Raw genomic sequence first — 23647 nt, forward strand, 5'->3', positions numbered from 1 at the left:
CCCCGTGCCCGACCCGCCGCGCGTCGCGCGGTCGGGGGCGACGATGGTCCTCAGGCCGGTGAGCGCGTCGATGCGGATCTCGGGCACCGGGATGAGGCTACGCGGCGACCGGCGTCGCGGTCGGCTCGCTGCCGGCCCGGGAGGTCAGTCCCGCAGCCCGCGCAGCAGCAGCTCGGTCAGCACGGGCTGCGCCTCGGACCACAGGTCGCGCGGGGCGGTCCGCGGCTCGAACCGGTGCGTCAGCGCCAGGCCGCGCATGGTCGCCAGCACCGTCGTCAGACGCTCGGCGATGTCCTCGGCCGTGTCGAGGCCGTCGATGAGCTCGGCGACCAGACGGGCGATGGACCGGTCGAGCTCGCGCTCGATCGGGATCAGGCGGGCGCTCAGCTCCGGGTCGTCGGCGGCGGCCACCCAGACCTTCACGAACACGGTGAAGACGTCGCTGGAGTAGTCCCGCCACATGCCGTCGAGCAGCGCCGTGATGCGCTCGCGCGGATCCGGTGGGAGGTCCGGCACCGAGGTGCCGATCTCCGCGATGCGCTGGTCGGCGAGCCGCTGCACGGCGGCCGTCACGAGGTCGACCCGATAGGGGAAGTGGTGGGTCTGCGCCCCCTGCGACACGCCCGCGATCTCGGCAACCCGGCGTGTCGTGGTCGCGGCGTAGCCGACGTCGAGGAGGCTCTCGATCGTCGCGTCGAGCAGCTTGGCGCGGGTCTCCGCGGTCCGCTGCTCCTGGGTCCGCCGGGGTCTCCCGGCGTCCCCGTCAGGAGCAAGGGCTTCCCCGGTCCTCGCCGGCCGAGCCGCCTGCACCGCGGCCTTGCCGGACCGCGCGACGGCGCGCTTCGGGTCGTCGCGCGGTGATCGGGTCATGCGGGCAGGATGCCAGAGGAAGCCGTCCCAGCCGCTCTCAGAGGCCCATCGTCTTGCCGATGAGCTCCTTCATGATCTCGTTGGTGCCCGCGTAGATCTTCGTGATCCGCGAGTCCACCCAGGCCTTGCTGATCGGGTACTCGGTCGTGTACCCGTAGCCGCCGTGGAACTGGACGCCGTGGTCGGCGACCTTGCAGAGCAGATCGGTGGTCCAGTACTTCGCCATGGCGGCCTCCTCGATCGTGCAGGTGCCGTCGACGTAGCGCTGCACCGTCCGGTCGACGAACGCCCGCGAGATCTCGATCTCGGTCCTGAGCTCGGCCATGACGAACCGCGTGTTCTGGAAGGCGCCGATCGGCTTCCCGAACGCCTTGCGCTCCTTGACGTAGTCGAGGGTCATCTGGAAGGCCGCCTCGGCGCCAGCCATCGACGTGACCGCGAGCGTCAGCCGCTCCGGGACGAGTCGCGACACGAGCTGCAGGAAGCCCGAGCCCTCGGCGCCCAGCAGGTTCTCCTGCGGGAGCCGGACGTCCTCGAAGAACAGCTCGGCCGTGTCGGACGCGTGCTGCCCGACCTTCTCGATCTGCTTGCCGCGCTCGAACCCGGGCATCCCGCGCTCGACCACGAACAGGGAGAGGCCGCCGTGCCGGTCGTCGCTCGTGCGCGCGGCGACGATCACGAGATCGGCGTTGATGCCGTTGGTGATGAAGGTCTTCGCGCCGCTGAGGACGTAGTCGGTCCCGTCCTTGCGGGCACGCGTCTTGATGCCCGCGAGGTCGGACCCGGTGCCCGGCTCGGTCATCGCGATCGCGAGGATCTGCTCGCCGGAGGCGATGCCCGGGAACCACCGCTCCTTCTGGGCCTCGTCGGCCGAGGCGATCAGGTAGGGCAGCACGACGTCGGTGTGCAGCAGCGGCCCGCCCATGGCGTCACCGACGCCGCTCAGCGCCGCCTCCTCGCCGAGGACGACGTTGAACCGCCAGTCGTCGATCCCGTTGCCGCCGTACTGCTCGGGGACCTCCATGGCGAGGAAGCCGTGCTCGGCGCACTTGGTGAAGAGCTCGCGCGGCACGATCTGCGCCTGCTCCCACTCCTTGTAGTGCGGGAGCACCTCCCGCGACAGGAACGTCCGGTAGCTCTCGCGGTAGGCGTGGTGCTCGTCGTCGAACAGCTCGCGCTTCGTCGCGCGGGGGGTGGCCGTGGCCATGGGTGTCAGGCTGCCTTTCGGTAGATGCCGACGACGGCGGCGCCGCCGAGGCCGATGTTGTGTTGCAGTGCGGTGGTCGCTTCGGCGACCTGGCGGTCGTCCGCCGTGCCGCGGAGCTGCCAGGTCAGCTCGGCGCACTGGGCGAGGCCCGTGGCGCCGAGCGGGTGGCCCTTGGAGATGAGGCCTCCGGAGGGATTGACGACCGGGCCGTCGCCGCCGTAGGTCGTGGCCTGGGCGTCGACGAGCGTGTGGCCCTCGCCCTCGGCGGCGAGGCCGAGCGCCTCGTAGGTGATCAGCTCGTTGGCGCTGAAGCAGTCGTGCAGCTCGACGACGTCGACCTCGTCGATGCCGACCTGCGCCTCCTCGAGCGCCTGCCGCGCGGCGCGGGCGCTCATGCGACCGCCGACGAGCGTGATCGCCGACCGCTCGCTGAAGGTCTCCGGGACGTCGGTGACCATCGCCTGACCGGCAAGCTCGATCGCTCGGTCCCACAGGTCGTGCTCGTCGACGAAGCGCTCGGACGCGACGACCGCCGCCGCGGCGCCGTCGGAGGTGGGCGAGCACTGCAGCTTGGTCAGCGGGGCGTAGATCTCCTGCGCGTCCTTGATGTCCTGCAGGGAGTACTCGGTCTGGAACTGCGCGTACGGGTTGTTCACCGAGTGCTTGTGGTTCTTCCAGCCGATCCACGCGTAGTGCTCGGGCGTCGAGCCGTACCGCTCCATGTGCTCCCGGCCGGCCATGCCGAACATCTGGGGGGCGAACGGCGCCTGCTCCCACTCGCGCAGCTCTCCGAGGGCGACCACGTGCTTGTCCATCGGGTTGGTGCGGTCGGTGTACTTCGTGCCGAGGGACCCTCGCTCCATCTTCTCGAAGCCGACGGCGAGCGCGCAGTCGCTCATGCCGCTGCGGACCGCGCGGCGCGCGAGGTAGAGCGCGCTGGAGCCGGTGGAGCAGTTGTTGTTGACGTTGACGACGGGGATGCCGGTCAGGCCGAGGCCGTAGATGGCGCGCTGGCCGGCGGTCGAGTCGCCGTAGCAGTAGCCCGCGTAGGCCTCCTGGATCGCGGAGTACGGCACGCCCGCGTCGGCGAGGGCGGCCTGCCCGGCCTCCTTGACCCAGTCCGGGTAGTCGCCGTCCTTGGTTCCGGGCTTGCTGAACGGCGTCATGCCGACACCGATGACGAAGGTGCGGTCGGGCATCAGGTCGAGTCCTCTCCTGCGGGTGGCGAGCGGCGAAGGGTACACAAACCGAACGCGCGCTAGGTAAGGACCTCCGCGGGGTCTCCGCCTCGCCCCACCTCCCGAACTCGGTGGACGAAACCCCGGATGGGATGGTCTCGTCCACCGAGTTCGCGAAGGAGGTTGCCCCTGTGCTCGTCAGCCGCCGCCGTCCATCGCCGCCAGCTCGCGCTTCAGCACCTTGCCGGTGGGGTTGCGCGGCAGGGTGTCCAGGAAGACGATCTCGCGGGGCACCTTGTACCGCGCGAGGTTCTCGCGGACGTAGCTCTTGAGCTGCTCCTCGTCGGAGGTCTCGCCGGGCATCAGGGCCACGAAGGCCTTCAGCCGCTTGCCGAACTTCTCGTCGTCGACCCCGATGACCGAGGCCTCCGCGATCGCCGGGTGGTCATGCAGCAGCTCCTCGATCTCCCCGGGGAACACGTTCTCGCCGCCCGAGACGATCATGTCGTCGTCCCGGCCGTCGATGAAGAGCCGGCGGCCCTCGTCGAAGTGCCCGACGTCGCCGGTCGACATGTGGCCGTCGATGACCTCCTTGTGACCGCCGCCGGTGTAGCCCTCGAACTCGAAGCCGTTGCTCACGAAGATCCGGCCGGTGACGCCCGTCTCGGTGATCTCGCGACCCGCGTCGTCGAACAGCCGCACCGTCGTGCCGCGGGGCGAGCGCCCGACGCAGTCGGGGGCGATCCGCAGATCCTCGGGAGTCGCGATGGTCGCGTAGGCGACCTCCGTCGACCCGTAGAGGTTGTAGACGACGTCCCCGAAGGCGGCCATCGTGCGGCGACACAGGTCCCCGCCGAGCTGCGAGCCGGCGACGAAGATGATGCGCAGCGCCGACAGGTCCAGGCGGTTGCGCTCCCGCTCGTCGATCTCGAGGATCCGCGTGAGCATCACCGGGACGACGATGGCCGCGCTCGCGCGGTGCGTGGCGATGTCCTCGAGGAAGGTCAGGGGATCGAACTTCCGCCGCAGTACGACGGCCGAGTCCAGGCCCACGGCCCCCACCGCGTGCGCCAGGCCGAGCGCGTGGAAGAGCGGCGGCCCGATGACCGTCACCTCCTGGCCCCGGAACGGGACCTTGCTGAAGAGCGAGCCGGGAGCCATCAGCGACTTCGGCGTGGATCGGGGAGCGCCCTTCGGCGTGCCCGTCGTGCCGCTCGTGAGGACGATGAGCTTGGCGGCGCCGCCGGCCTTCGGGGGCGGGGCCGAGGACCCGCGGGCGACGATCGCGTCGATCGTGTCGTCGCCCGGCTCGTCGGTCCAGGCCCGCACGCGGCCGAGGCGGGGTTCGAGGCCCTCGAGGAAGGCGGTGTACTCGTCGTCGTGCACCAGGAGGTCGGTGCCCTCGCGGCCCGCCACCTCACGGATCTGCGGTCCGGCGAAGTCGGTGTTGAGCAGCACGACCTTCGCGCCGATCTTCGCTCCGGCGAACATCGCGATCAGGAACCCGCGGTGGTTGCGGGCCAGCAGGGCCAGGCCGTCGCCCGCCCGGAACCCGCGCGCCAGCCAGTGGTTCGCCACCGCGTTGACCGCCCGGTCGAACTCGCCGTAGGTCATCGACCCGCGCTCGTCGATGATCGCGGTCCTGTGCGGGCTGCGCGCCGCGGCCGAGGCCAGCGCCCCGCCGATGGGTCCCCAGGTCGCCAGGGCCTTGAGCGTGCGCGCCGTGCGGTGCGGCGGCTCGAGATGGATGATCCCGGCCTCGCGACAGACGTTCGCGTAGTACAGCTCGTGTCCGATGCGGGTGGCGAGCTTCGACGCCCGCCCCGGGACGGAGGTCAGCAAGTCGGTGACGGCCATCGCGCGAAGATACCGAGCGCTCGACCGGCACAGTCGTGATCCCGTTTGCGTCAACCGCGCGTATCCGGGGCATGATGCGTCCATGACGACCGTCCTGCTCGCGTGCGCCGGTGCGCTCGCCGTCCTCATGGTCGGCGCCTGGCTCGTGTCCCTGCGGATCAAGGACGTCTCGATCGTCGACCCGATCTGGGGCTACGCCTACGTGGTCGTCGCGGTGGTCGCGCTCCTGGCCGGGGACGGCGATGAAGGCCGGCGCACGCTCATCGCCGTGCTCGTCGGGCTCTGGGGCCTGCGGCTCGGTGGCTACCTGACGCTGCGCAAGCTGCGCGAGAGCGGGGAGGACTACCGCTACGTCGAGATGCGGGAGAAGCACGGCGACGCCTTCCCGCTGGTCAGCCTCGGCATGGTGTTCGGACTCCAGGGCGTCCTCGTGCTCGTCGTGTCGCTGCCGGTGACCGGCGCGGCGGTCCAGGACGGCGGGCTGGGCCTGCTGACCTGGATCGGCGTCGCGCTGTGGGCGATCGGCCTGTTCTTCGAGGCGGTCGGGGACGCGCAGCTCGCCCGCTTCAAGGCCGACCCCGCCAACGAGGGTCAGGTCATGGATCGCGGGCTGTGGCGCTACACCCGCCATCCGAACTACTTCGGCGACTTCTGCGTCTGGTGGGGGATCTACCTGGTGGCGCTGCAGGCGGGTGCCTGGTGGGCGGTCATCGGCCCGCTGGTGATGACGCAGCTGCTGATGCGGACGTCCGGCAAGGACCGTCTCGAGAAGACGATCGGCAAGCGTCGTCCGGGCTACGAGGAGTACGTGCGCCGGACCAGCGGGTTCTTCCCGGCGCCGCCGAAGTCGCCGCTCGCGCGGAAGACCTGACGGCTCAGCGTCGCGGCTCGAGCAGGTAGTGGCTGACCAGCCACTCGTCGCCGCGCCGCCACCGCCAGATCTCGTCGGTCGAGATCAGGAACAGGCGCCAGCCGCCCAGCACCCGCCGCGCCTCGCGCGCGGGGAACACGCGCTCCAGCACCTCCAGCGCCTCGTCGCGGCGGGCGTCGAGGTTCGCCAGCCACGCCACGAGGGTCCGGGCGTAGTGGGTGCCGTCGACCGCCCAGCGGTCCGTGACGACCATGTCGTCCTGGAAGTGCAGGAGCAGCTCGTGCGAGGGCATCAGTCCCGCGGTGAAGAACCGCTCGGCGGCCCAGGTGCCTTCGAACTGGTACGGCACCTGCCGCTGGCTGAACACGTGCACGAACAGCTTCCCGCCCGGCTCCAGCCACGAGCGCACGCGGGCCAGGAGCGTCTTCCAGTTGCGCATGTGCTCGAACATCTCGATCGACATGACCCGGTCGAAGCGCCGCTGGGTGTCGAACACGTTGACGTCGCAGGTGAGGATCTCGAGGTTGTCGAGGCCCTTCTCGGCGGCCACCGCCTCGATGTGCTCGCGCTGGCCGGCGGAGTTGGAGACCCCGACGATCCGCGCCTTCGGGTACTGCTCGGCCAGCCACAGGGACAGCGACCCCCAACCGCACCCGAGGTCGAGGATCTCCATGCCGTCCTGGACCTGCGCCCGCTCGCAGGTCAGCCGCAGCATGGCCTCCTCGGCGCCGGCGAGGTCCTGCACCCCTTCGGCCCACAGGCACCCCGAGTACTTGCGCCGCGGACCGAGGATCAGCCCGATGAAGTCGGCCGGCAGCTCGTAGTGCTGCTCGTTGGCCGCCTCGGTGGCCTCGGCGATCGGACCGCTCGACTTGCGTTCCAGGAGCTCGCGCAGGCGCTGCTCCTGTGCCTCGACCCCGCCGCGGCGCTCCCGGCGCAGGCGGTCGCGTGCGCCCCAGCGCGAGCCGGCGCGCAGGACCGCGTCCGGGACGACGTCGCGTTCGAGCGCGAGGTCGAGCAGTCGGTATTGGCGGGCATCGGTCGGAGCAGCCATGTCGCTCCGTTCTACGAAGGGTGGCGCGCCGCGGTTCAGCGACCGTGGCGGCGCCGGGCTCAGCCGGTCGTCTCGAACGCGTAGCGGTCGATGTCCTCGCGCAGATCCTCGAGGTCGCGGTACTGCCCCTGGTGGGCGAAGGTCCGCTCGCCCGCGGCGTTGTAGAACACGGTCGAGGGGTAGGCGGCCGCGACGCCCGCGTCGAGCGCGATCTTCTCGTTGGGGTCGAGGTAGCTCGGGAAGGGGACCGGGTAGTCGCGCAGGAAGTCCGCCGCTTGATCGCGGTTGTCGCCGGAGTTCATGCCCAGGAACGCCACCCGCTTGCCGAGGTCCACCGAGGCCTGCTGGAACACCGGGAACTCGACACGGCAGGGACCGCACCACGAGGCCCACTTGTTCACGACGACGGGGTACCCCTTGAGCTCGGACAGCCGCGTGTTGAACGCGTCCACCCCGCCGCCGATCAGCCGGCCCGCGTCCGCGTGCACGGCCGCCAGCGGCCCCGGCGCGCCGGCCAGCGCCTTCGCCACCTCGCCGCGGGACATCGAGAACTCGGGCACTCCGGCATCCGAGGAGGACGACGAGCTCTGCGACAGACCGACGACGAGCGCGGCGACCAGGGCGGCCAGGGCGCCGATCCACACGAGCTTCCTCATGCACGCAGGATCGCAGACCGTCTGCTCGGGACCCCATGTGCGGTATCGTTGTTGGCACCGCGGCGCGAGGGGCACGGCAGAGTCGTTCCTTCGTCCGCCCACCGGGTCGTACACCGGGTCCGTTCCCTGGCCGTCTGGCGAACCCATCGCCCTCCGCGGCCTCTCTCAGCACCCTTTTTGAAGCCGCCCATGGCTGACTCCACGACCGTGGCCGACCAGGCCGCTGCCCTACCTGCTCCCGAGCGCATCGCGGAGGCGGAGAAGCTCACCCGCGAGCGCTTCGTGCACGAGGGCGAGGACCCTGCGGTCGCGCTCGCCCCCGGTGGTGCCCGCCGCCGGGCGCTCGAGGCGGCGATCGCGGAGGTCGACGCCGGCCGCAAGGTCCCGTCGACGAAGTGGCGCCGCCGGTACTCGCTGCTGCTCGGACTCGAGCGCGTGCTCTCGGAGGACGAGCCGACGCTCGCCGACGGCACCCTCCTCAACCCCCATCAGGTGGACGCGCTGGCGGGCACCCTCACCGCGCTGCTCGCGACCGCGCAGGGGAACGGCCAGGACGTCGAGGACGACGAACGCCATCCTCAGGCAGCCCCCGTCCTGGCGATCGAGGAGACGCCCGACGCCGAGGCCGACGCGCAGGACGCGGCGCTCGAGGAGGAGATCGACGCCTTCGAGATCGACGACGACTTCGCGCTCGACGAGGACGACGAGGACACCGCGACGGAGAAGTCCGACGACGACGAGGATGAGGACGACGACGAGGACGTCGACGCGGACATCGATCGCGCGGCCGCCGACGACCCCAACGCCCACAAGCGCTTCTGGTTCGAGCACGCCACCGGCGCCGGCAAGACGGTCGCCGCGATGGGGTTCGTCGACGCGTCGCGGACCGGCGGCGTCCTGATCCTGACCCACCGGCGCAACCTGGTCGACCAGTTCCTCGGCGAGCTCCATACGCGGGGGTACGGGGATCGCGAGTCGCCGCCGCTGCTGGACGGTGAGGGCATGGACCGCGACGACGGCCCGGTCACCGTCGAGACCTACCAGTGGTTCGTGCGCAACGCCGGGCGCATCTCTCCCGCCTACACGATCGTCATCTGCGACGAGGCGCACACCGCCCTGGGGGAGAAGACCTCTCAGGCGATCCGCGAGTGGACCGGTCCGGTCTTCGTCGGCATGACCGCGACGGGGGCCCTGATCGCCCGTCACGTCACCGACCTGTTCCCGACGCAGACCTCGCGGTTCGACCTGGCGCAGGCCGCCCGCCGTGGCGTCATCGCGCCGTTGCGCTGCCTGCGCATCCCGCCGGGCGCCGGCGTCAAGACCATCGCCAAGGTCCCCCTGCGCAAGGGCGACGTCGATGTCGAGTTCGACCAGGAGATGCTGGCCGAGCTGCTCGACCAGCTGCCGTTCAACCTCGCGATCGCGAACCTCTACAAGACCCGGTTCAACGGCGTTCCCGGCGTGGTGTACGCGGCCGGCGTGCGTCACGCGTACAACGTGGCGGAGGCGTTCCGCGAGGAGGGCATCAAGGCCGAGGCGGTCTCGGGCGAGACCAAGAAGCGCGACCTCGCGGAGATCCTCGCGCGCTACGAGCGTGGTGACATCGACGTGCTCGTCAACGCGCAGCTTCTCGCCGAGGGGTGGAACTCCCCGCGGGCGACCGTGTGCATGCACCTCGCGCCGACGGCCTCCAAGCGGATCTACCAGCAGCGCGTGGGCCGCGTCACCCGGCGTCATCCCGGCAAGGAGGCGGGTGTCGTCGTCGACTTCGTCCACCCCGCCACGCGGCACGACGACCCCGTGGTGACCCTGCACTCGCTCCTCGATCGCGACGTCTACCGCGGCGGCGCGATCGTCGTCGGGCCGGTCCGGCGCGGGCGTGGGCGGAGGGTGCGCGTCGAGCGGCGCGTCATCCCCGTGTGCGCGGAGGAGGAGCGCCGTCACGAGGTCTTCGAGCGTGAGCTGTGGCGGATCGCGGTCGAGCACCTCGACTGGGGTGAGCAGCACATGTGGGCGGCCCTCGCGGGAGCCCGCGTGGCCCCCAGCGGCTGGCGCCGCGCCCGGGCGATGCTGCACTTCGACAAGACCGGTGAGCTCAAGCGCCGCTTCCTGATCACGGCGGTGGAGCGCAACCGCACCTCGCAGCTGCGCATCCGCGCCCTGCAGGAGATCGCGGCCGCGCGCGACCCCGAGGCCTTCGACCGTGCCCACGACGTCATCGGGACCTGGCCGCGCGACGAACGGCGCGAAGGGGCGAAGGTCATGCTCCAGGCGCTCACCGAGAAGCGCATCGGGCGCAGGGATCAGGCCAACGCCTGGATCTGGCGTTTCGCGGAGTACACCCGCGAGCTGCACGAGGAGTACGCCGTGCAGCGCTGGCCGGAGACCAAGCGCCTGCTGGGCCTGCTGGTGAACTCCGCGGGCGGCGCGCACGCGCGCAACGCCAGACGGCTCGTCCAGGTCGCCAAGACGAAGGACCGGCGCCTCAGCGCCGCGCTGCTGGCCGCCGCCGTGGCGCACACCCCCGAGGCCGAGTCCGTGCTGCGCGACGCGCGGACCCGGATGGCCCGCAAGCCCAGTGCCCTCTCCCGAGAGCTGCTGCGGAACTTCCCGAAGGCCAAGCGCGGCCGGCGGCGTCGCAAGAAGAAGGGCGCGGGCGCCGCGGCCGGCGACGAGGCGGCCAAGCAGGTGGCGATCGCGGCGAAGAGCCGCAACCGCAAGGCCGCGGAGGGGCAGTTGGAGGAGGAGGCCGTCGACGCGATCGCGGGTGCCGTCGCCGCGCTCGAGCAGGCCCGAGCGGCCCCGGTCGGCCGGCCGGAGGGCCGCAGCGGCAACGGCGCGGTCGAGGACGGCTCGCCGGAGGACCAGTCCCCGGAGGGGACCTCCGCGCGACGGCGCGCACGCCGTCCGGAGCGCGTCACGAACGCCGCGGAGGAGCAGGACGACGACGATCGCCCGACGCGGGTCGCGGACGGCACCGTCGTGCAGCGGCCGGTCGCGCTGCGCACGGTGACGATCACCCCGGCCGAGGACGACAAGCCGGCCCCCAAGAAGCGGTCGAGCCGTCGTTCGGGTGCCGCTCGCAAGCGTGCGGCCGCGCGCCCCGGGCAGAAGGAGCAGTCGACCGAGACCACGGCGCCGGACGCTCCGAGCGACGACGCCGAGCAGCAGGCGGCGGGGGCGAAGAAGCGCACCCGCACCGGGTCGTCGGCCGCGCGGTCGCGGGCGCCCGAGACCGCGACGGACACGGCCGCGCCGGTCTCCGACGCCGAGGCGCTGCGCGCCAAGCGCTCGGCCGCGGCCAAGAAGGCGGCGGCGACGCGCAAGGCCAACGCGGCACGCAAGGCGGCCGAGGCCGCCGAGCGCGGCTGAATCCGTCGGGTTCCCGCTGGGCGGGGACCCTCAGTGCTTCGTCGTGCCCGGCTCCTTCACGGCGTCGGCGGCCCGCTTGGCCTTGTCCTTCACGCTGCCCTCGCCGGCAGCGATGTCCTTCAGCTCACGGAAGTCCTCCTTGAGGGCGTCCTTGCCTCCCCGCTTGTCGAGCGTGTCCTCGGCGGTTCTCTTCGCCTTTCCGATCAGCCTCTTGAGGTCCATGCGGTCACGTTAGCGAGCGGTGCCGAGGCCGCCGAGGTGGACTTCTCCGCTGTCGAGTGCGGTTCGGCCACCCCCCGTCAGCTCGACGACGAGACGACCGACCCCGTCGATCCCCGCCGCGGTGCCCGTGCCGCCCGACCAGGTCACGGTGCGTCCGCGCAGCCCGTCGCGCGCACGCCAGGCCTCCAGCAGGTCGTCCGTCGGCAGGGCCAGGGCGCGGTCCAGGGTGTCCAGCAGGTCGTGCAGGACGCGCTCGACGTCGCCGGGCTCACGGCCCAGGGTGGCGGCCGTCGCGTGGAGCTCGGGCGGCAGGTCCTCGAGCCGCACCGCGACGTTGACGCCGACGCCGACGACCGCCCAGCCGTCCTGAGGTCGCCCCTCGCACAGGATCCCCGCCACCTTGCGGCCGGGGCCGGCCTCACTGTCGGTGCCGGGCGCTCCCGGGAACGGTCCGGGAAGCAGGACGTCGTTGGGCCATTTGATGCGGGCCTCGGGGCCGGCGACCTCGGCGACCGCGACCGCGGCGACGAGCGGCAGCAACCCGAAGCTCTCGCCGCGGCCACGCACCACGACGCTGACCAGCAGTGCGTGTCCGGCCGGCGCGGCCCAGGTCCGTCCCTGGCGCCCTCGCCCCGCGCTCTGCGCCGCGGCGGTGACGGTGGTTCCGTGGGGCGCGCCGCCTGCGGCGAGCTCGCGTGCGCGGTCGTTGGTCGACGTGGTCGTCCGCAGGTGCAGGCGCGGGTGCCCGAGGCCCGACACCGTCAGGCCGGGGAGATCCGCACCTCGGCGTCGAGCCCCAGCCCGAGCGCGTCGCGTGCGGAGCCGCGGTTGACCGCCAGGGCGAGCGTGCGGTACGCGTCCTCGTAGAGCAGGAGCTCGCCGGGCTCGACGTCGGCGAACGTCACGGCGTACCGGGCGTCGGTGCCGTTGACGCGGACCGGGGTCCCGAGCCGCAGGCCCGAGCCGGTCAGCTCCTCGTGCTCGACGTCGAGCGTCACGTTGCCGAAGCGGTCGAACGCGATCGCGTGGGCGACGAGCTCGTCCCCGTCGACCTCGGCGAGCGGCATGTGCAGCCGGACGATCTCGTCGGGATCGAGAGGCTCGCCGGCCCCTGCCAGCAGTGCGCCGGTGGCGAGCGCAGCGGCGATGGGGGCGAACACGTCGCGTCCGTGGAAGGTGGCAGCGGCCGACTCACGGCGATGCGGGGAGCGCGTCACGTCCACCGCTTCGACGACGCCGCCGAACCGCTGGGCGGCGAGCGAGAGCAGGCCGTTGTCGGGGCCGATGAGCACCCGGTCCTCGTCCGCGCAGCGCAACGCAACCGCGCGCCGCTCCGTGCCGACCTCCGGGTCGACGACCGCGAGGTGCACGCCGGCGGGGAAGTAGGGCAGCGCTCGGCGCAGGACGATGGCCCCCGTCCTCACGTCGTGGCGCGGGACGCCGTGGGTGACGTCGAGGACGCGCACCTCCGGCGCGGCGCAGGCGATGACGCCGTGGCAGACGCCGACGAAGTCGTCGTCGGTGCCGTAGTCCGACAGGAAGGTGAGGACCGAAGGAGCCATGCCCCCGTCGATCCTAGTCGCGCGGAGATGGCGGGATGCGGGGGGCGGCGCGCAGGAGACGGGAGCGGCCGCGCTTCGAGGGTCCAGTCCCGGAGCGCGGCCGCTGACATCCCGTTACGCACGTACGCGCGGAGGTTCCAAGACCGCAGTACGCATGGGGTGGCCGAGGGGGGTCAGCAGTTCCCGGCCAACACCTACAACTCGATAGGTACCCGATGGTTCAGGAGTTTTCACGCGGAGGACCAAGCTGGCGCGTCGGCACTCGGTTCGGCGGGGTTCGCACCCCCCGATCAGGCGGTTCAGCCCCCGGCTGCGCGTCGCGCCGCGACGTCCACCGCGAGCGCCTCGAGCAGGCCGTCCGGCGTGTGCGTGCCGGCCTCGACCGCGGGCTCGACCCCCAGGTCGCGCAGCACCGCCGAGGTGGCCGGGCCGATCGAGACCACGCGCGGCCCTTCCAGGGATCCGCCGGCCGCTTCGTGGAGCGAGCGCACGGACGAGCCGGAGGCGAACAGGGCGTAGTCGCACGCCAGCGCCGCGTCCCGCAGCTCGGGGTCCAGGACGGCGGGCTCCGTGCGGTACGGAGCGACCAGCGTCGTGTCCACGCCGCGCTCACGCAGATGGTCCAGGAGCAGGGCACGACCCTCCAGCGCCCGGACGATCACGGCGCGCGAGAAGGTGCGGTCGGCGATCGACTCGATGACGCCCTCGGAGGCCGAGCGCTCCGGCACCAGGTCGGGATCGACGCCGTGGGCACGCAGCGCGGCGGCGGTGCCCGGGCCGATCGCGACGATGGTCGGCCCCGCGAGGGCGCGCGCGTCGCGGGCCGCGGTGAACACGCGCTCCACGCCGGTCGGGGAGGTGAACACCACGAGATCGCGGTCGGCGAGGTCGGGCAGCTCGAAGTCCAGCGGCACCGTCCGGATCGTCGGCGCCTCGACCACCGACGCGCCGAGGCTGCGCAGGCGGGCGCCGATCGCGCTGGCCTGCGCCCGCGCCCGCGTCACGGCGACGCTGACGCCGGCGAGCGGACGCGCGTCGGCGAACCACGCGAGTTCGTCGCCGAGCGCCGCGACGTCCCCGATGAGGGTGATCGCCGGAGCCTTGACGCCCGCGGCGCGTGCGTCGGACGGCAGCGCGCCGAGCGTCGTCACGAGGGACCGCTGGTCGCCGTAGGTGCCGCGCTGGACGACGGCGGCCGGTTGCGAGGCGGGACGACCTCCCGCGATCAGCTGCTCGCTGATCCGGGGGAGCTGACGGACGCCCATGTAGAAGACCAGGGTGCCGGGGAACGCGGCGAGGGCCGGCCAGTCGATCTGGGTCTCGGGCTTCGCCGGATCCTCGTGTCCGGTCACGAACGCCACCGCCGGGGACACGCCGCGCTGCGTCACCGGGATCCCGGCGTAGGCCGGGGCGGCGACCCCTGCGGTCACCCCGGGGACCACCTCGAACGGGATCCCGGCCGCGCGGCAGGCCTGGGCCTCCTCGCCGCCTCGCCCGAAGACGAAGGGGTCCCCGCCCTTGAGCCGCACGACGGACCGCCCGGCCCGCGCGTGCTGGACGACCATGTCGGTGGTGAGGTCCTGCGGGACCTGCTTGCCCCCACCGATCTTGCCCACGTCCACCAGGTCGGCATCCGGACGGGCCCCGGCGAGCGCGTCCTCCGGGATGAGCTTGTCGTACAGGATCACGTCGGCGCTCGCGATGAGCTCCAGGCTCCGGGCCGTCATCAGCCCCCGGTCGCCCGGTCCGGCGCCCACGAGGTAGACCGTTCCGGCGGCCGCCGTGTTCACGCCGCGCCCTCGGTCGGGGTGCTCAGCAGCTCGCGGGCGCCCGCGGCGAGCAGGCGCCCACCGACGCGGTGCCCGAGCGCTTCGGGCGCCTCGTCATCGGCCGCGGCCTGGGAGTCGCGCACCCAGGCGGTCCCGTCGGGTCGCCCGGCCCAGGCGGTCAGCGTCAGCGTGTCGTCGACGACGGTGGCGTGCGCGCCCACCGCGCTGTGGCAGTCCGCTCCCAGCGCCCGTACCGCGGCACGCTCGGCCGCCAGCGTGATGCCCGTCTCGGGGTCCGTGAGCTGCGCCAGGCGAGCGATCGCGGCTTCGTCCCCGGCCCGGCACTCGAGCGCAAGCGTGCCCTGGCCGGCAGCCGGGACACTGCGCCCGGGATCGAGCAGCGTGCTGATCCGCGCGGAGAGGCCGAGCCGGATCAGGCCGGCGGCGGCGAGGACGAGGGCGTCCACCTCCCCCGCGTCCAGCGTCTTCAGCCGCGTACCCACGTTGCCCCGGACCTCGACGATCCGCAGGTCGGGTCGCTGCGCGCGCAGCAGCGCGGCGCGGCGGAGGCTGCTGGTGCCGACGCGAGCCCCGTCGGGCAGGTCGTCCAGGCCGCCCGCGCCGCACAGCGCGTCGCGTGCGTCCCCCCTGGCCGGGAACCCGGCGAGCACCAGCCCGTCGGGCAGCGTCGTGGGGACGTCCTTGGCGGAGTGCACGCAGGCGTCGATCCGGCCGTCGAGCAGCGCGACCTCGAGCTCCTTGACCCACTTCTCCTTGTCGGGCGCCGCGCGGTCGCGGTCCCCGGTCGTGGTGATCTCCACGAGCTCCACGTCAGACCCGAGGAGGTCCGCGACATGCCGTGCCTGGGCGAGCGCGAGCGGGCTCGCGCGGGTGCCGAGCCTCACGACCCGCCGCCGCGCCGCGGCAGCGAGCGGACTTCCGCGACCGCGGGACGATCGTCCTCGTCCCGGCCGCCGTGCGACCCGCTCCGCAGGCCGAACAGCTCGCGCACGATCTCCAGGCGCCCGTGTCCGGGCGTCTCGACGTCCGCGTCGGCCAGGGCCTTGATCCGCAGGGTCGGCTCGTGCAGGACGCGCTGGACGATCGCGCGGGCCACGGCCTCGACACGGGCGATGTCCCGGGGCGAGGCGGTCTCCCAGCGGCCCTCGTTCTCCGCCAGCACCTGCTCGGCGATGGTCCCGGCCTGCTTGCGCAGTGCGGCGATCGTCGGCAGCACGTCGAGCTGGCCCATCCAGCCCGCGAAGCGCCGGATCTCCTCCTCCACGATGTTCATGGCGGCGTCGCGCTCCTTCTCGCGGACCGAGAGGTTGCCGCTCACGACGCGCTGCAGGTCGTCGATGTCGTAGAGCGTCACGCCGCGCAGGTCGGCGCACGCCGGCTCGATGTCCCGCGGGACCGCGATGTCGATCAGGACCAGGGGGCGGCCGCCCCGCTCGGTCATGACCAGCTCGAGCTCGTCCACGCCGACGATCGGGTGGGGCGACGACGTGGAGGACACGACGATGTCGGCACGCCCGAGCCGCTCGGGCAGCTCGTCGAGCGAGACGACGCTCCCGCCGACGGCGTTGGCGAGGGCTCGCGCGCGGTCCGCATGGCGGTTCGCCACGAACATCGCGCTGACGCCGTGGTGGGCGAACGCCTTCGCGGTGAGCTCACTGGTCTCGCCGGCGCCGATGATCACGACGTCCCGGGACTCGAGACTGCCGACCGCGTCGCGGGCGAGGTCGACCGCGACGGAGGACACGCTCGTACGCGACGACCCGATCTGCGTCTCGGTCCGCACGCGCTTCCCGGTCTGCAGCGCCGCGGTGAACAGCCGGTTCGTCAGCGGGCCGGTCGTGCCGGCCGCCAGCGCCGCCTCGTAGGAGCGCTTCACCTGCCCCTGGACCTCGGCCTCACCCACGATCATCGACTCCAGGCCGCTGCACACGCGGAACAGGTGACGGGCGGCGTCGCAGTTGCGCGGCGCGTAGACCACCGCGGAGAGCTCGGTTGGGCGCATGCCGGTCGCCCGGGCGATCTGGGAGAGCAGCGCCACCTCGGCAGCGACCGCGTCGGAGACCACGAGGTAGAACTCGGTGCGGTTGCACGTCGAGATCGCCACCGCCTCCGAGACGTCCCCGCCCTCGATGAGGTCCTGCACGAACCGGCCGGCCGCCGCCTCGGTGAGGGCGAGGCGCTCACGGAGGGAGACCGGGGCGGTCTTGTAGGAGACCCCGAGGGCGAGGATCTCGCTCATGAGCCCACGCTGGTGGCCGCGTCGTCGTGGGCCGGATCGCGCTCGGCGGCACGGCCTTCGTCGACGATCCGGTGCAGATCGAGCAGCTCGCGCTCCAGCCGCGACACGCGGATGGCCGTGATCGCGAAGTAGATGATCAGCAGCGCCAGGAAGACGAGGTAGGCGGCGGCGACGTAGCCGGCGTTGTCAGGGAGGACGTCGTTCACGATGGGGCCGGGAGGTCGGAGTCGAGCATCTGGGGAGCGGCCGAGCGCCCGTAGGCGATCTCGTCACCGCCGAGCTTGCGGCGCAGGGCGCGCAGCTGGAAGCGCGTGTGCTTGTGGGCCAGTTCGAAGCGCCACATGGTCACGTAGAAGAGGGCCATGGCGGCGACGCAGGCGAAGAAGGCGACGGACATCTCGGCGGTCAGGCCGCTGCCGGAGGTCGTCAGGACGCGTGGGTGGATGTAGGCGTCCGCCAGGCGCACGGCCAGGAAGTTGACGGGGACGAACGCCCCCGCGGTGACCGCGAACACCGAGGCGTAGCGCGCCTGGCGCTCCGGGTCCTCGATCGAGAAGCGCAGCGGCTGGTAGGTCGCGAACAGCAGGAAGACGATGAGGAAGCTGACGAGGGTCGCCTCGCGCCACTCCCACCAGACGCCCCAGGAGGCCCGCGCCCAGATCATCCCGGTGATCAACGCGCCGACCCCGAAGATCTGGGCCACGTGGATCGCCGTGTAGCTGCGCAGGTCGTAGCGGGGATCGCGGGTGCGCAGGTGCTTGATCGCCATGATCCCGCCGAACACGAAGCCGCACAGGGTCACGATCGCCAGCGGCACGTGGACGTAGATGATCTTCTGCGTGAAGCCCTGGTCGGCGTCCATCGGGGCGTACCAGGCGGCCAGCGCGAACGCGCCGAGCAGGGCGAACACGGTGGCGGTGGACAGGGGGCGCAGACGGGTGCCGTACATGCGGGTGGAGGCGGTCGGGACGGACCGGGGCCGACCCGCGTCGGTGGTGGTCAGTCGTCCAGGAGGAAGTCGAACACCGCGTAGGCGAGAAGGCCGAAGATCAGATCATAGAGCCCGAGGACCGCAGGCCACCGACCCGCCAGCGTGGCGGCGCCCGTGTCCGCCAGGAGCGGCGCGATCCCCCGCGCCAGGCAGATGATCACCGGCACGAGCAGCGGCAGGGCGATGAGCGGCAGGATCAGGTCGCGGGCACGGGTCTGGATCGAGAGGGCCCCGACCAGCGTGCCGATGATGGCGATGCCGATGTCGGCCAGGGCGAGCATCGCGACGAGCTGGGCCAGCTCCGCCGCCGAGGGCGTCGGGCCGAGCAGCAGGATCGCGAAGGCCGGCACCATCACGATCTCCAGCAGCACGAGGAACGCCAGGAAGGCGATGACCTTGGCGATGAACAGGGCGGTTCGGTCGACGGGCGCCAGCAGCAGCGCGTCGAAGCCGCCCTCCTCCTTGTCGGCGACGAACAGCCGGTTCGCGCCGAGCATCGCGGCGAACAGCAGCGTCACGCTCAGCACGCCGGCGGCCAGCTCGCCCTCGAGCACCCGCCGTTGCAGCCCGAAGTGGAAGACCACGAACGTCACGACGCTGAACAGCGCCATGGCGGGTATGAGCTGGGGGACCTTGCGCTCCAGCAGCAGCTCCTTGCGCAGCAGGGCGCCGACGGCCGCGCGTGTCGACGTGGTGCGCGGTGCGCTCACCGGTACAGCGCTCCGATCTCGGCGACCGACACGTCCCCGACGGGGCGCAGCAGCGCCTGCTTGCCGCGCTTCAGGCCCAGGGCGAGGTCGCCCTCGGCCAGGCCGCCGGCCGGGTCGTGGCTGGTGATGATCCGCGTCCGGCCCGACGCCCGGCCGATCAGCGGCTCGAGCAGCTCGGAGGCGGCCGGGTCGAGGTTGGCCCGCGGCTCGTCGAGCAGGAGCACCTCCGGGTCGTGCAGCACCGCGCGGCAGACGGCGATCCGCTGGACCATGCCGCGCGAGTAGGTGTGGACGGGGTCGTCCGCACGCAGCCGCATCGCGACCGCCTCCAGGAGCTCCTCGACCCGCGCCGCCGGGACCCCGTGGAGCCGGGCGTGGAAGCGGAGGTTCTCGCGGGCGCTGAGGTCGCGGTAGAGCAGCGGCTCGTGGGTCAGCAGGCCGATGCGCCCGCGGACGGCCCACGCCTGGTCGGGCAGGTCCTGGCCCAGGATGCGGACCCGACCCCGGTGGGGCCGCAGCAGCGTCGCGAGCACCCGCAGGAGCGTGGACTTGCCCGCGCCGTTGGGACCGAAGACGACGAGCGTCCGGCCGCGCCCGAGCGTGAGCGTCACGTCGTGCAGGACGGTCCGCTCGCCGAAGCGGCGCACCAGGCCGTCCAGGACGAGCGCGGGGTCGGCGTCCTCAGGCCCCATGGCCACCGCGGTCCCGACCGCCCTCCCGCTGCGCGGTCGCGACAGCGTGCCGGAGCACCGGGGTCAGGACCGGGAACAGCTGGTCGAGGGCCTTCGGGCTCCCCGGCAGGTTGATCACGAGGGTGCCTCCGACCAGCCCGCTGACGCCGCGCGAGAGCATGCCCATCGGCGTGTGCGCGAGCGACGCGGCACGCAGCGCCTCGGCGATCCCCGGCACCTCCCGGTCGATCGCGGCGCGCGTGGCCTCCGGCGTCACGTCGTCCGGGGTGAGACCCGTGCCGCCGGTGGTGAGGACGAGGTCGAACCCGGCCTCCGCGTAGTGGTGCAGCCGGTCCTCGATGAGCGCGAGGTCGTCGGGAAGGACCTCCATGGCGTCCACCACGGCGCCCGCCTGCTCCGCGAGGTGGGCCAGCCGCGGGCCGCCCGCGTCCTCGCTGCGCCGGTTCGCGACGGAGGTCGAGATGGTCAACAGGGCGGTCCGCATCGCGGGCAGGCTAGCCGGTGCGCCCGTAGGCGCTCAGGCCCGCGTCCACGTGCCGCTGCGACCGCCGGACTTCTCCAGCAGGACGACGGAGGCGATCTCCACGCCCTTGTCGATCCCCTTGACCATGTCGTACACGGTCAGCGCCGCGACGCCGGCAGCCGTCATGGCCTCCATCTCGACGCCGGTGCGCGCGGTGACGGCGGCCGTCGTGGTCAGCGTCACGGTGCCCGCGGCGGCATCGATCACGCCCTCGACCTCGATGTGGTCCAGCCCGATCGGGTGGCAGAGCGGGATCAGCTCGCCGGTCCGCTTGGCGGCCTGGATGCCGGCGATCCGGGCGACGCCGAGGACGTCGCCCTTCGGGGCGTCCCCGGCCGCGACCCGCGCCGCGGTCTGCGGGGTCATGCGGACGACCGCGCGCGCGACCGCCCGTCGCGAGGTGACGGGCTTCGCGCCGACGTCCACCATCCGCGCGGTGCCGTCGGCGTCGAGGTGGGTCAGATCGCTCACGCGGTGGTCGGCGTGTGCGCCTGCTGCGCTGCGGCGATCAGCGCGCGGACGCCGTCGGTGTCGCCCGCCCGCAGGAGCGCGATCGGGTCGGGGTCGCCGTTCACGATCTCCTCGAAGAAGGCCTTGCGGTCCTGGTAGGTGGGCAGGGTGCCCTTGGCCCAGCCACGGACGTCGTTGAGCATGATCGCGAGCGTCTCGTACTCGGAGCCGAACAGCTCGCCGATCTCCCGCTTCATCCGCTTCGCCAGCGCGGGTGACGCGCCCGCGGTGGAGATGGCGATCGCCAGCGGGCCCATCCGGACGAGCGCGGGGAGGATGAAGTTGCACAGCGGCGGGACGTCGACGATGTTCGCGAGCATCGCGCGCTTCTCGGCGTCCTCGTAGATACGGATGTTCGTCTCCGTGTCGTCGGTGCAGGCGATGACGATGAAGACGCCCTCGAGGTCCTCGGGACCCGCGTACTCGCGTGGCTCCCAACGGATCGACCCCTCGCGGGCCATCTCCTCCAGCTCCGGTCCGGCCTCGGGGGCGATGACGGTGACGTCGCCGTCGCAGGCGAGCAGGCCCTCGGTCTTCTCCAGGCCCATGGCGCCGCCCCCGATCACGACGCAGCGACGCCCCTTCAGCTTCAGGCAGGCGATGTAGAACGGCGTGGCCAGCATGTCCTTGACGCAGGTCTGGTCGCAGATCCCGCGCTTGAACTGGCAGACGCACTCTTTCCCGGCGTAGGCGGCGGCAGGCATGGTCAGTCCAGGGTACTCGCACGTATCCCTCGGAGATGACTCGCACGGCGCCTCGGGACACCTACTTCGACGACGACGCGATGATCCGCCGGGTCCACCGCGAGCAGATCGTCGCGCTGTGCGGGGGTCGCTCGCTGCTCCTGATGGCGGCGCACCCCGTGGCCTTCGAGGGGTTCTTCATGTCCACCGGGTCCCTCGACGAGCCCTACGAGCGACTGCGCCGGGCGGGGCTGGTCCTGGACACCATCGCCTGGGGGTCCCGGCACCGGGCGGACGCCATGCTCGAGCGCGTGCGGGCGATGCACCGCGAGGCCACGGGGACGATCCCCGCGGCGGCAGGAGCGTTCCCGGCCGGGACGCCGTACCGGGCGGACGACCCCGAGCTGCTCCTGTGGATCCTCGCCTCGCTGGTCGACTCGGCGCTGCTCGTGTACGAGCGCTGCGTCGCGTCGCTCACCGACGAGGAGCGGGAGCGGTACTGGCAGGACTACCGGGTCATCGGGACGTGCTTCGGCATCCCCGAGGCGGCGATGCCCAGGACCGTGGAGGACTTCGACGCGTACATGGCGACCATGCTGGCCTCCGAGGAGCTGTTCGTGACGGAGAAGGCCCGAGAGCTCGGGCGCGAGATCGTGCTGAACCCGCCCGTGCGGCTGCTGGCCAGGCCGCTCGTGGAGCTCGGGAACACCGTCACGGTCGGCTGGCTGCCCGCCCGCGTGCGGCGCATGTACGGGCTGCGCTGGGACCCGGCCCGCGCGGTCGCGCTGCGAGGCGGCGCCGAGTACGCCAAGCGTGTCCTGGTCCCGCTGCTGCCCGACCGCCTGCGCCTGGTGCCCAGCGCACGCACGGCCCTCGCGGCCTGAAGGCCGCGGCGCGCGATCAGCGGTCGCGCAGCGACCGGACGACCCGCGCCACGACCCGGAGCGCCGGGAGGGTCCCCTGCCGCAGCGCGCGATCGCGGTCGCTGTCCCGCTGCGAGCGCGCCTCGGTGATGGCTCGCGCCGCCCGGGTGACCTGCCGGTCGTAGGGGAACCACCAGAACGGACGGCCGTGCGGGGGGTCCCACGTGACCACCTTCGGCTCGGCGCAGGTGCGCAGGGCGATCGCGCCGCGGGAGCGTCCGATGCCGCTGCCGCGCACTCCGCCCCAGGGGATCTGCGGCGCGCTGCGCGACACCATGTGGTCGTTCATCCAGACCATGCCGACCTGCAGCTCGCGGGCGATCCGGGCGCCCTTGTACCTGTCCACCGTCCACACCGACGCGCCGAGGCCCAGCTCGCAGTCGTTCGCGCCCTCGATCGCCTCCTCCTCGGAGTCCACGACGGTGATCGACAGGACCGGCCCCGGCACCTCCTCGCGCCACATGCGCATCGCCGGCGTCACGCCGGTGAGGATCGCGGGGGCGACGAAGGCTCCGGCGAGGCCGTCGACCGAGACCGGGCCACCCGTGTGCAGGACCGCGCCACGCGCGACCGCGTCGTCGAGCAGGCCCTGGACGCGCTCGGCGCGCTCGCGACCCACGAGCGGGCCGATCTGCGTGGACTCGGCGCGGGGGTCCCCGACGACGAGGGCCGTCGTCGCGGCGAGGACCGTGCGCAGGAACCGCTCGCTGACCTCCTGCTGGACGAAGACGCGCTCGATGCTGCCGCCCGATTGCCCGGCGTTGGCGAACGCACCCCAGACCGCGCCGTGGGCCGCCCGGTCCACGTTCGCGTCGGCGCAGACGATGGCCGCGTCCTTGCCGCCGAGCTCGAGCACGCTGCGCTTGAGGCCGCGAGCGCAGGCCTCGCCCACGCTCCGGCCCGCCGTGAGCGACCCGGTGAAGCGCATCTGCGCGACCGGGGCCTCGACGAGCGCGCCGCCGACGTCCGCGTGCCCGTGGATCACGCGCAGAAGGCCTTCGGGCAGCCCGGCGCGCTCGAACACGCGCGCGACGCGCTCGCCGGCCAGGCAGGCGTGCGGGGAGGGCTTGAAGACGACGCCGTTCCCGGCCATCAGGGCCACCGCGACATCGCCGAGCGGGGTCGCGAACGGCTCCGTGGCGGGACCGATCACGCCGACGACGCCCAGCGGCTCGTAGGACCACCGCGCGCGCGTGAACGGGCGCAGGACACGCGACAGGGGGGCGCGGTCACCGGCGAGGATGCCGGGGCCCGTCTCCGCCAGCCACTGCAACGTCTCGACGGCGGGCAGGATCTCCATCAGCTCCACCTCGGCGCGCGGACGCCCCTGCTCGCGGCACAGGAGGTCCGCGAGGTCGGCGGACTCGTCGATCACCGCCTGGGCGGCCCGCTCCATGTACCGGGCGCGGTCGCGGATGCGCAGCTGCGCCCACAGCCGCTGCACGTTCGCCGCGCCGCGGACGACGTCGGCGACGTCGCCGGCGCGCGTGGTCGGCACGGTGCCCAGGGGCTCACCGGTCGCCGGGCTCTGCGATTCCAGCGTCGTCTCGGGGGGCGCGGCGGCGTCGGCCATGCGCCGATTCTGTCAGCGCGGCTCAGGCTGCGGTACGCACGTGGGCGGTGAGAGCCCCACGGAGGAGGTCGCCGATCCCGGGCGTCACGGCCTCGTCGGCCAGCACGAGGTCGAGGTCCGTCGCTCCGCGCTCCGCGGCGGCCCACCCGACGATCGTCTCCCGC

General features: G+C 72.7%; 23 protein-coding genes. 3 read left to right on the plus strand and 20 right to left on the minus strand.

Translation table 11 applies throughout. The features are described 5' to 3' along the window. Window positions 1-144: 144 nt before the first annotated feature. From ABYE80_RS04720 to ABYE80_RS04735, 4 genes are all read right to left on the minus strand, one after another. Entirely contained in the window at window positions 145-870 is a 726-nt protein-coding gene (locus tag ABYE80_RS04720; protein ID WP_372789080.1) for a TetR/AcrR family transcriptional regulator, read from the minus strand. A gap of 37 nt (window positions 871-907) precedes the next feature. Beyond that, window positions 908-2077: an acyl-CoA dehydrogenase family protein gene (locus tag ABYE80_RS04725; protein WP_372789081.1), complete on the minus strand. Its 1170-nt coding sequence runs from the start codon at window positions 2075-2077 to the stop codon at window positions 908-910. A 5-nt stretch (window positions 2078-2082) separates the two neighbouring features. Further along, window positions 2083-3276, minus strand: a complete 1194-nt coding sequence (locus tag ABYE80_RS04730) for a lipid-transfer protein (protein WP_372789083.1) — start codon at window positions 3274-3276, stop codon at window positions 2083-2085. Window positions 3277-3453: 177 nt separating this feature from the next. Then, window positions 3454-5112 (minus strand): acyl-CoA synthetase, encoded by a 1659-nt coding sequence (locus tag ABYE80_RS04735; protein WP_372789084.1) that lies wholly within the window; start codon window positions 5110-5112, stop codon window positions 3454-3456. An 82-nt stretch (window positions 5113-5194) separates the two neighbouring features. Here ABYE80_RS04735 and ABYE80_RS04740 point away from each other — a divergent pair, with 82 nt between their 5' ends. Continuing rightward, window positions 5195-5983: a DUF1295 domain-containing protein gene (locus ABYE80_RS04740; RefSeq protein ID WP_372789086.1), complete on the plus strand. Its 789-nt coding sequence runs from the start codon at window positions 5195-5197 to the stop codon at window positions 5981-5983. A gap of 4 nt (window positions 5984-5987) precedes the next feature. On the opposite strand, the gene ABYE80_RS04745 is transcribed toward ABYE80_RS04740, so the two are convergent. Then, a complete protein-coding gene (locus ABYE80_RS04745; protein WP_372789087.1) occupies window positions 5988-7037 on the minus strand; it encodes a cyclopropane-fatty-acyl-phospholipid synthase family protein in 1050 nt (349 codons plus the stop codon). A 59-nt stretch (window positions 7038-7096) separates the two neighbouring features. Next, window positions 7097-7693, minus strand: coding sequence for a TlpA family protein disulfide reductase (locus tag ABYE80_RS04750; protein WP_372789089.1), 597 nt, complete (start codon window positions 7691-7693; stop codon window positions 7097-7099). A gap of 189 nt (window positions 7694-7882) precedes the next feature. Between ABYE80_RS04750 and ABYE80_RS04755 the strand changes: the two genes are divergently transcribed. After that, complete coding sequence (locus tag ABYE80_RS04755) at window positions 7883-11065, plus strand: DEAD/DEAH box helicase (RefSeq protein WP_372789091.1); 3183 nt, start codon at window positions 7883-7885, stop codon at window positions 11063-11065. A 30-nt stretch (window positions 11066-11095) separates the two neighbouring features. Here the strand turns inward: ABYE80_RS04755 and ABYE80_RS04760 are convergent, their stop codons facing one another. The 13 genes from ABYE80_RS04760 to ABYE80_RS04820 form a co-directional block, all read right to left on the minus strand. Then, window positions 11096-11287: a hypothetical protein gene (locus ABYE80_RS04760; protein ID WP_372789093.1), complete on the minus strand. Its 192-nt coding sequence runs from the start codon at window positions 11285-11287 to the stop codon at window positions 11096-11098. Between the two features lie 9 nt (window positions 11288-11296). Beyond that, window positions 11297-12046 carry a biotin--[acetyl-CoA-carboxylase] ligase gene (locus ABYE80_RS04765; protein ID WP_372789095.1) on the minus strand — a complete coding sequence of 250 codons (750 nt, stop codon included), beginning with the start codon at window positions 12044-12046 and terminating at the stop codon, window positions 11297-11299. Between the two features lie 2 nt (window positions 12047-12048). Beyond that, window positions 12049-12849 carry an S-adenosyl-l-methionine hydroxide adenosyltransferase family protein gene (locus ABYE80_RS04770; RefSeq protein WP_372789097.1) on the minus strand — a complete coding sequence of 267 codons (801 nt, stop codon included), beginning with the start codon at window positions 12847-12849 and terminating at the stop codon, window positions 12049-12051. A 299-nt stretch (window positions 12850-13148) separates the two neighbouring features. Further along, window positions 13149-14639 carry a uroporphyrinogen-III C-methyltransferase gene (gene cobA / locus ABYE80_RS04775; RefSeq protein ID WP_372789099.1) on the minus strand — a complete coding sequence of 497 codons (1491 nt, stop codon included), beginning with the start codon at window positions 14637-14639 and terminating at the stop codon, window positions 13149-13151. Further along, entirely contained in the window at window positions 14636-15523 is an 888-nt protein-coding gene (gene hemC / locus ABYE80_RS04780; RefSeq protein WP_372789101.1) for a hydroxymethylbilane synthase, read from the minus strand. The genes cobA and hemC overlap by 4 nt, the downstream gene beginning before the upstream one ends. After that, window positions 15520-16878: a glutamyl-tRNA reductase gene (gene hemA / locus ABYE80_RS04785; RefSeq protein ID WP_372789103.1), complete on the minus strand. Its 1359-nt coding sequence runs from the start codon at window positions 16876-16878 to the stop codon at window positions 15520-15522. Before hemA ends, hemC begins: the two co-directional genes overlap by 4 nt. Further along, the gene (locus ABYE80_RS04790) at window positions 16875-17084 is read right to left on the minus strand and encodes a heme exporter protein CcmD (RefSeq protein WP_372789105.1); all 210 of its coding nucleotides are present in this window, start codon (window positions 17082-17084) and stop codon (window positions 16875-16877) included. The genes hemA and ABYE80_RS04790 overlap by 4 nt, the downstream gene beginning before the upstream one ends. After that, entirely contained in the window at window positions 17081-17827 is a 747-nt protein-coding gene (gene ccsA, locus ABYE80_RS04795) for a cytochrome c biogenesis protein CcsA (protein WP_372789107.1), read from the minus strand. Before ccsA ends, ABYE80_RS04790 begins: the two co-directional genes overlap by 4 nt. A gap of 50 nt (window positions 17828-17877) precedes the next feature. Beyond that, entirely contained in the window at window positions 17878-18579 is a 702-nt protein-coding gene (locus tag ABYE80_RS04800; protein WP_372789108.1) for a heme exporter protein CcmB, read from the minus strand. Further along, window positions 18576-19271: an ABC transporter ATP-binding protein gene (locus tag ABYE80_RS04805; protein WP_372789118.1), complete on the minus strand. Its 696-nt coding sequence runs from the start codon at window positions 19269-19271 to the stop codon at window positions 18576-18578. The genes ABYE80_RS04800 and ABYE80_RS04805 overlap by 4 nt, the downstream gene beginning before the upstream one ends. Further along, entirely contained in the window at window positions 19261-19755 is a 495-nt protein-coding gene (locus tag ABYE80_RS04810) for a molybdenum cofactor biosynthesis protein B (RefSeq protein WP_372789110.1), read from the minus strand. Before ABYE80_RS04810 ends, ABYE80_RS04805 begins: the two co-directional genes overlap by 11 nt. Window positions 19756-19788: 33 nt before the next feature. Beyond that, window positions 19789-20265, minus strand: a complete 477-nt coding sequence (gene moaC / locus ABYE80_RS04815) for a cyclic pyranopterin monophosphate synthase MoaC (protein ID WP_372789111.1) — start codon at window positions 20263-20265, stop codon at window positions 19789-19791. After that, complete coding sequence (locus tag ABYE80_RS04820; RefSeq protein ID WP_372789113.1) at window positions 20262-21008, minus strand: bifunctional precorrin-2 dehydrogenase/sirohydrochlorin ferrochelatase; 747 nt, start codon at window positions 21006-21008, stop codon at window positions 20262-20264. Before ABYE80_RS04820 ends, moaC begins: the two co-directional genes overlap by 4 nt. 35 nt (window positions 21009-21043) lie before the next feature. Here ABYE80_RS04820 and ABYE80_RS04825 point away from each other — a divergent pair, with 35 nt between their 5' ends. Next, the gene (locus ABYE80_RS04825) at window positions 21044-21871 is read left to right on the plus strand and encodes an oxygenase MpaB family protein (protein ID WP_372789115.1); all 828 of its coding nucleotides are present in this window, start codon (window positions 21044-21046) and stop codon (window positions 21869-21871) included. A gap of 16 nt (window positions 21872-21887) precedes the next feature. On the opposite strand, the gene ABYE80_RS04830 is transcribed toward ABYE80_RS04825, so the two are convergent. Continuing rightward, window positions 21888-23483, minus strand: coding sequence for an aldehyde dehydrogenase (locus ABYE80_RS04830; RefSeq protein WP_372789116.1), 1596 nt, complete (start codon window positions 23481-23483; stop codon window positions 21888-21890). Window positions 23484-23647: the final 164 nt, after the last annotated feature.

The organism is Paraconexibacter sp. (assembly GCF_041602235.1).
In the GTDB taxonomy this organism is placed as follows: Bacteria; Actinomycetota; Thermoleophilia; order Solirubrobacterales; family Solirubrobacteraceae; genus Paraconexibacter.